Source organism: Streptomyces megasporus, from assembly GCF_000718985.1.
GTDB classification, from domain to species: Bacteria; Actinomycetota; Actinomycetes; order Streptomycetales; family Streptomycetaceae; genus Streptomyces; species Streptomyces megasporus.
This window is the reverse complement of record NZ_JODL01000004.1, coordinates 212820-224752: the sequence shown is the minus strand read 5'-3', so window position 1 is coordinate 224752 and position 11933 is coordinate 212820. Positions and strand designations below refer to the sequence as shown.

Sequence of the window (11933 nt, the reverse complement as noted above, 5' to 3'; positions counted from 1 at the left end):
TTTAGAGTGCAGAAACCTGATCCGGGTCCCCGACGACCCAGTAGGTCTTTTCCGGCCGTCCGCCGAGCTGGCGTTTCTGGTCGTCGAGTCCCTTGACCTCGGAACCGCCCGCGTCTACTTCCCGGATTCCCTGCCGCCACATCAGCTTGAATACGCTGAGCCAGGCGTACTGGGGAATGGCGGTGAATCCGGTGGGGTCCTTGAAAAGGCCGACGAGACGATCCGGGAACCGCATCGTCATCGTGCAGTACAGGGCGGCTCTGCGATCGCTCACCCGCTCGCCGGCGAAGAACATGGCGGGGTGTACGTCGCCGTCGTCCGTGATGATTTTCCCCAGGTAGGAGAAATAGTCGTGCTCGTTCGTCCCGCCCGGCCGCTGACGGACGATGGCGTAGTAGTCCTCGGGGGTCGAGCCGACCACCGTGCCCTGTTCCCGGCGCGCCTCGAAGTAGCCTTCCACGACGCTTCGCGCCAGTTCCTGCTCCGGCTCCGTGTAGCCGTAGGGCTCGATCACGAACTTCAGGTGCGGATTGCGGTCCAGGAAGTTCTCGAACCGGCGGTGGGCGAGGCGGTTCTTGCTCCTGTACCGTTTGCGCTCCTCGCCGGTCAGGTTGGCTATCCGCAGGGTGCCGTCGGGCTGCTCGTGGAGGATCTCCTCCAGGTGGTAGACCCGGTTCGGGTAGGTCTCGTCCTCCTCCGGGGCGCCCAGGTGCCAGGGGTCGGTCTCGATCCCGGAGAAGCCGGCGGCGAGGAACCGCTCCCGGTCCTCGGGCGAGAGGTGCCGCACGTAGACGGACGTCCTCGCCAGCCCGGCCTTCCGCGCCTCGGCGATGAACCCGCGTACCGCCTCGACCCGCCCGGGGCCTTTGGGGGCGACGATGTGGAGGTGTTTGGCCACATGGCCCTCCTTGCTGAAGTACCCGACCCCGAAGAGGTTGGTGCCGTCGTTGTAGACGAGCCCGTTCGGGTACTTGCTGCTGGCGCCGCGGAGGTTGTATCCGTTCGCGTAGAGCATCAGGCCGACGTGGCCCATGGCGAACGAACCGTCCTTGTAATTCTGGATGGCCTCGAAGGACTCCTCGACGGGGGAGACCCTGGCCCCGAAAATCTCCCTCAGGCGATCCTCGAAATGGTCGCGCTCGGTTGCCAGAAGACGCACCGGTATTCAACCTCCAATGGTCACCTGAACAAAAATTTCTGCGACCTCGGAATTCCGAGGGAGATCCTATCGTGTTCAGGCCGGTCTACAAGGGGGAAAGAGTGGCTCGTTGGGCGGGCGGGAAATTGGACGACGTCAGTTCTTCTGCAGAACTTCGGTCCGGGAGCGGCGGCGGGCCGGTGCGGGCAGCGCGCTGCGGTCGAGTTTGCCGATCGGGGTGAGCGGAAGGGCGTCCATCGTGACGAACTGGCTCGGCACCATGTGCTCCGGGAGGCGGCTGCGCAGGTGGGCCCGGAGCTCCTCCTGGGTCGGGGCCGAGGGGCCGGCGGGCGTGGTGTAGGCCACCAGCCGGGGACCACCCGGAAGATCGTCTCGTACTACGGCGGCAGCATGCACGACGCCAGGGTGAGATGTCAAGACATTCTCGATTTCTCCTGGTTCGATACGGAAACCGCGCAACTTCACCTGGGAGTCGAGACGTCCGTGGTAGTCCAGCAGTCCGCTGGACGGCCGTCGGGACACCCGGTCGCCGGTGCGATACATGCGCGCGCCGGGACGGGGGTCGAAGGGGTCGGGCAGGAACCTCTCCGCGGTGAGCCCCGGACGGCCGTGGTAGCCCCTGGTCACCTGGGCCCCGCCGATGAACAGTTCGCCCGGGGTGCCGTCCGGTACCGGTCGCAGCCGCTCGTCCAGCACATAGGTGCGGACGGCGTGGAGCGGCAGGCCGATCGACACCGCCTCGTCGTCCGGGTCGAGGAGGACGGCCGTGGCGCAGACGGTGGTCTCGGTCGGGCCGTAGACGTTGAAGACCCTGGTGACGCCGGCCTTGTGCAGGTCGCGCAGCAACCCGATCGGCATCGCCTCGCCGCCGGCGAGCACCGAGGTGACCCCCGGCGGCGGACCGCCCAGGGCGACCACCTGCGCCAGTGCCGACGGAACCGCGCACACGGAGTCGCCACGGACCCAGGAGTCCTTCTCGCACAACGCGAAGACGTCGGGCGCCAGCATCACGTGGCCGCCGGAGCACAGCGGTACGAAGATGTCGCAGACCGAGAGGTCGAACGAGGTCGGGCAGGTGGCGACCATGGTGCCCCCGGCCACCGGGCCGAGCAGCGCGGTCATCGCGGACACGAACTCCGTCGCCGTCGCGCGGGACACCAACACGCCCTTGGGGCGGCCCGTCGAGCCGGAAGTGTAGATCACGTACGCCAGTTGGCCGTCCAGGACCTCCTCCGCGGCGGGCGTGGAGACCTCCGCTCCCGGAGCCGTCAGTTCCTCCAGGACCAGCTCCCGGACGCCGTGGGCGAGTGTGCCCGCGTGCCGCCGTTCGGCCAGCACCGCCGCGGCGCCGGAGTCCTCCAGCATGTAGGCGAGCCGCGCGTGGGGGTACGCGGGGTCCAGCGGCACGTACGCGCCACCGGCCTTGAGGATCCCCAGCAGCGCCGACAGCATCTCCGGCGTGCGCCCGGCGAGCACCGCGACCCGGCTCTCCCGGCCGACGCCGAGGGCCCGCAGTTGTCCGGCCACCCGGTCTGCCGCCGAGTTCAGCTCCCCGTAGGTCCAGGTCCTGTTCTCGCCGGTGACCGCGGGACTCCCCGGCTGACGGGCCGCCCAGCGCTCGAACGCGGTGACGAAGTCGGCGGCCTCGCCACCGCTCCGCGCCGGCACCGTGTTCCTGTCCACCATGTCTCAGTCCTCCTCGGTTTCCCCTGGGGCGCGGGACCTCGTCCCGCGCGTGCGCTCCGCGCGTCCCGCGGTCGCGCGCGCCGTCACGCCGTGTGCCGTGCGACCTGTCGCAAGTGGCGTTCCAGATAAGGCGCGATGGCGCTCTCGGGATGGACGGCGACCTCCTCGGGCGGGCCCGCGGTGACCACCTCGCCGCCGTCCTCGCCGCCGCCCGGACCCAGGTCGACGATCCAGTCGCAGGCCGCCGCGAACTCGACGCTGTGCTCGATCACCACGACGGTGTTGCCCAGGTCCACCAGGTCGTGGACCACGTCCAGCAGAACCTGCACGTCACTGAAGTGCAGCCCGGTCGTCGGCTCGTCGATCAGGTAGAGCGTCCGGCCCTCGCCGCGCCGCAGCAGTTCGCGGGACAGCTTGAGCCGCTGGGCCTCCCCGCCGCTCAGCGTGGTGGTGTCCTGGCCCAGCTTCAGGTAGCCGAGGCCGACCCGGCGGAGCATCCGCAGCGGATCGGCCACCGCGGGGACGTCTCCGTACAGTTCCAGCGCCTCCGCGACCTCCAGGTCCAGGGTCTGGGCGATGTCGAGGCCACGGCAGGTCACTTCCAGCACCCGCGGCGAGTAGCGCCGCCCGTCGCACGACGGGCAGCGCACCGAGAAGTCGGCCAGGAAGAGCATCTCGATCCGGACGACCCCCTTGCCCGCGCACCGGTCACAGCGGCCGCCCCTCTCGGTGTTGAAGCTGAACATCGCCGTCGAGTAACGGCGGCGCACCGCCTCCTCGGTCCTGGCGAACAACTTGCGGATCTCGTCGAAGATCCCCAGGTACGTCGCCGGGGTGGAGCGGGACGACGCGCCGATGGACTCCTGGGTGACGGTCACCACCCGGCTGAACTGCTCCCAGCCCGTCAGTTCGTCGAACGGGCCGGCGGGCGCCCGCCGATGGGCGAGGGCCTGCGACACCGCGGGCTCCAGCGTCCGGGTGACGAGCGAGCTCTTTCCGCTGCCGCTGACCCCGGTCACACAGGTGAGCAGTCCGACGGGCACCGCCGCGTCCGCCCGGCGCAGGTTGTGCAACCGGGCGCCCCGCACGGTGAGCCAGCGGCCGTCCGGCCTGCGGCGCTCGGCCCGGGGCGAGGCGACCACCAGCTCGCCCCGCAGGTAGGCCGCGGTCCTGGACTCCGGATGCGCGATCACCTCGGCGGTCGGTCCCGCCGCGATCACCAGCCCGCCCCGGGTGCCCGCCCCCGGCCCGAGGTCGACCAGATGGTCCGCCGCCTCCATCGTCTCCTGGTCGTGCTCGACGACCAGCACGGTGTTCCCGGCGTCCGCGAGCCTGCGCAGCATCCCGATCAGCCTCCCGTTGTCGCGGGCGTGCAGGCCGATGGACGGCTCGTCCAGGACGTACGTCACGCCCACCAACCCGCACCCGAGCTGCCGGGCCAGCCGCAGTCGTTGGCCCTCGCCGGCCGAGAGGGTGGGCGCGGACCGGTCGAGGGAGAGGTAGTGCAGACCGACCTCGAGCATGAACTCCGCCCGGACCCTGACCTGCTCCAGCAGCTCCTCGGCGAGTTCGGAGAGGAACGTCCCGGACAGCTCCGCCCGCACGTCCCCGATCCAGCCCGTCAGGCGGGACACCGGGAGGGCGTTCACCTCGGCGATGTTCAGGCCGCCGAGCCGGACGGCCAGGGCCTCCGGATGGTGCCGCGTCCCCCCGCAGTCCGTGCAGCCGCGGGCCGACATGAACATCTGGTAGAACGACTTGCGCTCCGGTGAGTCCGCCTCCCGGAACAGCCTCTCCAAGTGCTGGACCAGGCCGTCGAAGGGCTTCTCCGCCAGGGCCCGCGCCAGCGCGTCCGGCAGCGGCTCCCGGGTACTGCCGAACAGGATCACCTCCCGCACCCCCGGCGGCAGGAGCCGCCACGCGGTGTCCAGGCCGGCGCCCGCGAGTTCCAGCACCGTGGGCAGCTCGCGCAGCGGCCACCAGGTCTTCTTGCTGCGCCGGCGGTCGCCGAAGAAAGTGAGCGCGCCGGAACGCACCGACTCGTTCTCGTCCCCGACGAGCAGCGCCGGGTCCACCCGGTAGGTGAAACCGAGCCCCTGGCACGTCTCGCACATGCCGGCGGGGGAGTTGGGCGTGAACCAGTGCGAGGAGGTCGCCCGCGCCTCGGCGCCGCAGTCGGGGCAGACCCAGTCCGCCGCGAGATGGCGGATCACGGTGCCGTCGAGCCGGGCGACCGGGACGCTCCCGGCACGGTGGGCGGCCTCGACGAACCTCCGGGCGCGCGCCACCTGCTCGGCGTCCGGAGCGGGGCCCAGGACCATCTCACGGGACGTGTCCGTGCCGCCCGCCTCGGCCACCAGGACCACCGGCCGGTCGGCGGCGGCCGGGACCAGCGCGTCGAGGTGCTCGGCGATGTCCCGCGGACGCACCTCCTGCCCGCAGTTCCGGCACTCGTGCCGACCCGCGCGGGCGAACAGCAGCCTGATCCGGTCGGAGATCTCCGTGATGGTGCCGACGTTGGAACGGGGGTTGCGGCTGATGGTCCGCTGTTCGATCGCCACGGTGGGGCTCAGGCCGCTGACCCAGTCGGCGGCCGGCTTGGGCACCTTGGGCAGCTTGCGCCGCACGTACGCCGACAGGCTGTCCAGGTACTGCCGGTAGCCCTCCGCGTAGATGGTGTCGAAGGCCAGTGAGGACTTCCCGCTGCCGGAGACTCCGGTGAACACCGTCACGCCGTGCCGCGGCACGGCCAACTCCGACACCCGCAGGTTGTGTTCCCTGACGCCCTTGAGCACGATCCAGTCGCGCGGATCGCGTCCGGCCGCGTCTTTGGTGCCGTTGTCGTCTCTGCCCATCGCATTCACCGTCTTTCTCGAACCCGTGTCCGGGCCCCTGTTCCCCGGGCCCGTGTCCGGGGCCCGTCCTTCCCGCGCCCCGTCCGGGGCGGCTCAGTCCCGTGTGCCGCGGACCGGCGGTGCCGCCCGTTCCAGGCGGCCGTTCTCGTCGACCGGCAACTCGTCGACCACCGTCACGAGCGCCGGCCGCAGGTAGCCGGGCAGGCGGGCCCGCCCGAGCAGCTCGCGGGCGTTCGGAGCCGAGCCCGCTCGGTCCTCGGCGGCACCGTCGGGGGCGGCCACCGCCAGGCGGGCCGTCAGGCCGCCGTCGGCGCCGAACTCCACCACGGCGTCCGCCACGTCGTCGAGCCCCGTCAGGACCCAGCGGATCTCGGCCGGCCGGATCCGGTACCCGGCGACGGTCCGCTGCTCGGCCACCGCGCCGAGCAGCTCGATCCCGCCCGTCGCGGTCTCCCGGGCGAGCAGTCCCGTGGCCAGCGCACCGCCCGGTACCGCCGGACCGGCCAACCGCAGTTCGCCCACCGCGCCCGGCTGCCGGCGCGTCCCGTCGGCTCCGGCGGGCCACATGGCCAACCCGCCGGCGACCGGCAGCACTTCGGGGCCCCGCCCGCGGTCGCGTCCCACCGGTACGGGCCACAGCTCCAGGCCCTCGGGGCCGACCGCGCGCAGCACCGTGCCGCCCGCCCGCCCGGCGAGCGCGGCGGGCAGCCGCCCGTGCTCGCCGGTGACGACCACGGTGTCCGGCGCCTTCGCCCCGCTCCGGCCGAGCCGGGGCAGCACCGCCGACGGCAGCACCGCGACGTCCACGGCCGACTTCGCGAGCAGCTCGGGCAGGTCCGGGGCCGTGGGGCCGACGCCCCCGGGCGTCTGGCAGACGGTCGCCCCCGCGTACAGCGGCAGCAGGGTCTCGACCACGAAGAGCGCGCTGCCGGGCGGCGCCATCCGCAGGCAGCGGGAGCCCGGCGAAACCCCGCAGCCGGCCGCCCACAGCCGCAGCAGCTCCGCCAGCGTGCCCGGTTCGAGCACCAGCCGCGCCGCCCGTCCGCCGTCCCGGCCGACGGCGCTCGCGTCGAGGGCGCGCCCGGCACGGAGCGCCGCGAGGATCTCCACGACCGTGTCCTCGCCGCGGTCGGCGGGCACGGTCAACGGCTCCGTGCCGCCGCCGGACCGCTCGACCGCCGCCTCGACCCGCCGCCACAGCTCGCCGTAACCGAGGGAACCCGCGTCCGTCTCGAGAGCGGTGCGCTCCGGCCGCTCGGCCGCCCAGCGGCGCACCGCCTCGTCGACCGGCCCGGCCGGAGATCCGGACACGGGCCCGGTGGGCACGGGGACGGGGGGAACGGCCAGCGAGGCCAACTCGGCACCGGGGTCCGCGAGAGCGGCGTCCAGCAGCTCCCCGTACTGGTCCGCCAACAGCGGGACCGTGTCGGCGTCGAACAGACCGCGGCTGACCACGAACTGCAGCGTGAACGTCCCCGGCTTCTCGATCAGCCGCACCTCGACGTCGAACGGGCTCGACGCCTCCGCTTCGCCCACGCGCTCGTACCGCAGCCGCAGGCCGCCCAGGTCGGCGGTGGCCAGCGCGTTCATCGCGTGCACGCTCAGCAGCGTCACCTGCGTCAGCGGGTTGTGGCTCTCCTCGCGGCCGGGCCGCAGCCGTCCGGTGAGCCGGTGGGAGGGCATGTCCGCGTGCTCCTGGGTCTCCAGGACGGTGTCCCGGGTGCGCGACAGCAGCTCGTGGAAGGTCATCCGCCGGTCGCCGAGGTCGGCCGGGATCGCGATCATGTTGCTGAAGTCGCCGATCACATTCGCGGTCTCGGGCCGGTCGCGGTACGCGGTCAGGGTGCCGGTGGCGAACCTGTCCTGACCCGTCGCGCGGGCCAGCCACAGGTGGAGGACCGCCGTGAGCGCCATGTACGGCGTGACGCCGGTGCGGCGGCACAGCGCCCGCAGCGCCTCGGTCCGCTCCGCGTCCAGGACCAGGTCGTGGACCGTGCCGCGGACCTCGCGCACGGCCGGCCGGGGCAGGTCGGTCGGGAGGTCGAGCAGCGCCGGGATGCCGCTCAGCCGGTCCTCCCAGTACGCGAACTCCTCCTCCATCCGGCGCTCGTCCATCCACCGCCGTTGCCACAGCGAGAAGTCCGCGTACTGGACCGGCAGTGGTGACAGCGGCGAAGGCCGGCCCTCGCCGAAGGCCGCGTAGAGCGTTTCGACCTCGCGCACCAGGATCTGGAGCGACCAGTCGTCGAACACCAGTTGGTGGGTGGTCAGGGCGAGGAGCGAGGAGTCGTCGGACAGCCGGAGCAGCAGGGCCCGCAGCATCCGGCCGTCGGTGAGCGTGAACGGGCGCGTGCGCTCGGCCGACACCAGCCGCTCCACCTCGCGGGTCTGTTCGCCGGGCCCGAGGCGGCGCAGGTCGGTCACCACGAGCAGCTCGCCGTCCGGCACCGCGTCGGCCGCCTGCACGGCGGTGCGGCCCAGGGCGTGGAAGCCGCTGCGCAGCGTCTCGTGCCGGGACACGATCTCCCGCAGGGTGCGCTCCAGCACGTCGATGCGCACGGTCCCCTCCAGACGGAGGGTCACGCTCACGTGGTACATGGGGGACGTGGGCCGGAGCCTGCTGTTCCACCACACCCACTCCTGGGTGTAGGAGAGGGGGAAGAGATCGAGGGCGCTGCCCTCGCGCTCCACCAGGTCCCCCAGCCGTTTGCGGTCCGCCGGGGACAGCGCCGCGAGCTTCTCGCTCCACCGCACGGGTCAGCCCTCCCCGTCCGTCAGCGCGCCGAGGCGGGACAGCAGGTCGTCCAGCCCGGTCTCGGTGCGGGCCACCGCCTGGATCGGGCCGGGCGTATCGGCCGTGACCTCGCTGCCCTGCTGTTCGATCAGCTTGGCGAGCGCCGCGACGCTCTGTGCCTCGAACAGCGAGCGCACCGGTATCTCCACACCGAGCGCATCGCGCACCCGGTGGGTGATGACCGTGGCGAGCAGCGAGTGGCCGCCGAGCGCGAAGAAGTCGTCGTGCAACCCGACCCGGGGCACCTTCAGGACGTCCGCCCAGATCCCGGCCAGCGTCTTCTCCAGCTCGGTCCGGGGGGCCACGTACTCCTCGTCCTCCGCCCGCTCCGGCGCGGGGGCCTGCGGCAGCCCGGCGTGGTCGACCTTGCCGTTGGCGAGCCGCGGCAGCGTGTCGAGCCGCACGAAGGAGGCCGGCACCAGATGGTCGGGGAGCACCGCGCGCAGCCACTCCCGCAGTTCCCGGGCGGACGGGGCGGCACCGCCCGCGGTGGTGTACCAGGCGACCAGCCGCCGGTCCCGGTCGTCCCGGCCGGCCGCCGTGACGACGCAGTCCACGACGGAGGGGTGCTCCCGCAGCCGGGCCTCCACCTCGCCCGGCTCCACCCGGAAGCCGCGGATCTGGACCTGGCGGTCGGCCCGGCCGGCGAACCGGACGGTGCCGTCGGGGAGGTGGCGGCCGAGGTCGCCGGTCTTGAACCAGCGGTCGGAGGCGTCCCCGGTCAGCGGGCCGGCGATGAACCGCTCGGCGGTGAGCTCCTCGTCCCCGAGGTAGCCCAGCGCGAGGTGGGGGGAGCGGACGTGGATCTCGCCGAGCTCGCCGATCCCGGCCCGGCGGCCACCCGGGCCGAGCAGCACCAGTTGGGCACCGTCGACGCCCGGACCGAGCGGTATCTCGGCCGGCGGCTCCCCGTCCGGCACCGTGTGGGCGCTCACCGCCTGCGGCGTCTCGGTCGCCCCGTAGAAGTTGACGCAGGTGACGCCCGGCGCGAGCCGGCGGGCCAGCTCCACGTGGCGCCGCAGCAGCCGGTCGCCGCCGAAGAACAGACAGCGCAGCGAATCGACGGTCGGCTCCCGCCCGTCGTCGCCCCCGTCGTACGCCCCGGCCAGCAGGAACTCCAGGGTCGCGGGCGTCACGTTGGCCACCGTGATCCGCCGGTCGGCGAGCCAGTCGGCCAGCCGCCCGGGCAGCGTCTCGTAGTCGGGGACGCAGAGGGTGGCTCCCAGGGTCAGCGGCGTGAGGACGTCGCGCAGCATCGGGTCGTGGCCGGGGGCCGACAGCAGCGCGAACCGGTCGGCCTCGGTGAGCCCGTACGCGTCCCGGTACCAGGCCACGAAGTGACTCAGCGGGCCGTGCGGGCCGAGCACGCCCTTGGGCTGCCCGGTGGAGCCCGAGGTGAAGCCGATGTACGCCAGGTCGTCCGGGCCGACGGACACCTCGGGAGCCTCGACGGGCGGCTGCGCCGGCTCGTCCCGCCCCGGCGGCACCGGCTCGCTCACCACCGTGTCCCGCACCGCCGCGGCCAGCTCGTCGGGCGCCTCGGCGCCCCCGACGCGGATCCAGCCGCGCGGAGCGGCCCGGCGGACCTGCTCGGCGAGCCGGGCCGCGGGCTCGGACGGGTCCAGGACGAGGAAGGCCGCGCCGGCGCTCAGCACGGCGAGCATCGCGCAGACGAGTTCGGCGCCGCGCGGCCCGTACAGCGCGACCACCTCGCCGGAGCCGACACCGTCGGCCCGCAGCCGGTGCGCCAACCGGTGCGCCCGGTCGGCGAGTTCCCGGTAGGTCCACGCGGCGTCGGGCTCCTGGACGGCGATCGCGTCCGGAACCCGCCGGGCCTGCCGGGCGAACGCCTCGGCGACGCTTCCGGTCCACTCGGCGGGCAGCGGGCGCACCGGGTCGACGAGGACCGCGCTCGCCCGCTCGGTGACCAGGTCGTAGCGCGACACGGGCAGGCCGGGGTCCTCGGCGACGGAGGTCAGCAGTCGGACGTACTGCCCGAGCAACTCCTCCGCACGGGCCGCGCCGAACAGGTCCGCGTTGTAGACGAGCGCCAGTTCGCCGCCGTCGACGCTCACGTACACGGTGAGGTCGAACTTGGCGCCGCCGTCCGGGACGCGCAGGAACTCCGCGTCCAGGTCCGGGAGGTCCAGACGCTGTCCGGCGAACGGGACCATGTTGAAGAAGACCTGGAAGATCGGGGTGCGGTCCAGCCGGCGCGTGGGCTGCAGGTCGGCGAGGACCTTCTCGAAGGGCACGTCGCGGTGGGCGTACGCGTCGTACGCGGCGTCCCGGACCCGGCCCAACAGGGTCCGGAAGTCCGGGTCGCCGGAGAAGTCGGCGCGCAGGGCGAGGGTGTTGACGAAGAACCCGATCAGCGGCTCGATCTCGGAGCGGTTGCGGCCCGCCTCCGGGATGCCGACGATCAGGTCGTCCTGCCCGGACTGCCGGTGCAGCAGCACGCCGAACGCCGCCAGCATGACCATGTACAGGGTCGCGTCGGTCTCCTGACCGAGCCGCTTCAGCCCCGCGACCGTCTCCGGCGCCAGTCGCCGCTCCACGCGCTCGGCGCGGAAGGTCCGCACGGCCGGCCGGACCGCGTCGAGCGGCAGGTCCAGGTCGGGCAGCTCGCCACCGAGCCGCTCCCGCCAGTGGGCGAGCTGCCGGGCGCACTCCTCGCTCTCCACCCACTCGGCGTGCCATGCGGCGAAGTCGCCGTACTGGATGGGGAGTTCCGGCAGAGGAGAGGGGGCGCCCGTGGCGAACGCCGTGTAGAGCGCCGCCAGTTCACGGGCGAGCAGGGTCACCGACCAGCCGTCCGCGACGATGTGGTGCAAGGTGAGCAGCAGGATGTGCTCGGTGTCCCCGGTCCGCAGCAAGGTGGTGCGCAGCAGCGTGTCCCGCTCCAGGTCGAACGGCTTCAGCGCCTCCTCCTCGCACCGGCGGAGCGCCTCCTCCTCCCGCTCGCCGTCGGGCACCTCCCGCAGGTCGCGCACGACCAGCGGGACGTGCAGGGACGGCAGCACCTCCTGCACGGGCTGCCCGCCGGGCGCCGTGAACCGGGTGCGCAGCACCTCGTGCCGGGCCACGATCTCGTTGACCGCCCGCTCCAGCAGCGCGACGTCCAACGCGCCGGTCAGCCGCACGGCCGCGGGCATGTTGTACGCCGGGTTCCCCGGCTCCATCCGGTCCAGGAGCCACAGCCGCTCCTGGACCGGGGCCAGCGGCAGCGGGCCGTCGTGCCGGCGGGCGGGGATCCCGGAGGCGGCCGCACCGCCCGCCAGGAAGGCGATCAGCTCCTCCTTGCGGGCGACGAGTTCCGCGCGCAGCTCCTCGGCCAACCCGTGCTCCGGGGCGCTGTAGCGCAGCGCCCCGTCCTCCAGCCGCAGCCGGATGTCCTGCTCGCGCAGGCGCGTCAACAAGTCGATCAGCGACATGACCG

Annotated in this window: 5 protein-coding genes; all 5 read right to left on the bottom strand. The window is 73.0% G+C overall.

Features of this window, described 5'->3' with window-relative positions; all coding sequences use genetic code 11:
- Window position 1: 1 nt before the first annotated feature.
- Window positions 2-1159: a hypothetical protein gene (locus tag IF47_RS0105735; protein ID WP_031507131.1), complete on the bottom strand. Its 1158-nt coding sequence runs from the start codon at window positions 1157-1159 to the stop codon at window positions 2-4.
- Between the two features lie 135 nt (window positions 1160-1294).
- Complete coding sequence (locus tag IF47_RS0105730) at window positions 1295-2845, bottom strand: amino acid adenylation domain-containing protein (protein ID WP_051717068.1); 1551 nt, start codon at window positions 2843-2845, stop codon at window positions 1295-1297.
- Between the two features lie 83 nt (window positions 2846-2928).
- Window positions 2929-5700, bottom strand: a complete 2772-nt coding sequence (gene uvrA / locus IF47_RS0105725) for an excinuclease ABC subunit UvrA (protein WP_051717066.1) — start codon at window positions 5698-5700, stop codon at window positions 2929-2931.
- A 93-nt stretch (window positions 5701-5793) separates the two neighbouring features.
- Window positions 5794-8454, bottom strand: coding sequence for a condensation domain-containing protein (locus IF47_RS0105720; RefSeq protein WP_031507128.1), 2661 nt, complete (start codon window positions 8452-8454; stop codon window positions 5794-5796).
- Window positions 8455-8457: 3 nt separating this feature from the next.
- On the bottom strand, window positions 8458-11928 hold the full coding sequence (locus tag IF47_RS0105715; protein WP_051717064.1) for a non-ribosomal peptide synthetase: 3471 nt from the start codon (window positions 11926-11928) through the stop codon (window positions 8458-8460).
- Between the last annotated feature and the right edge of the window lie 5 nt (window positions 11929-11933).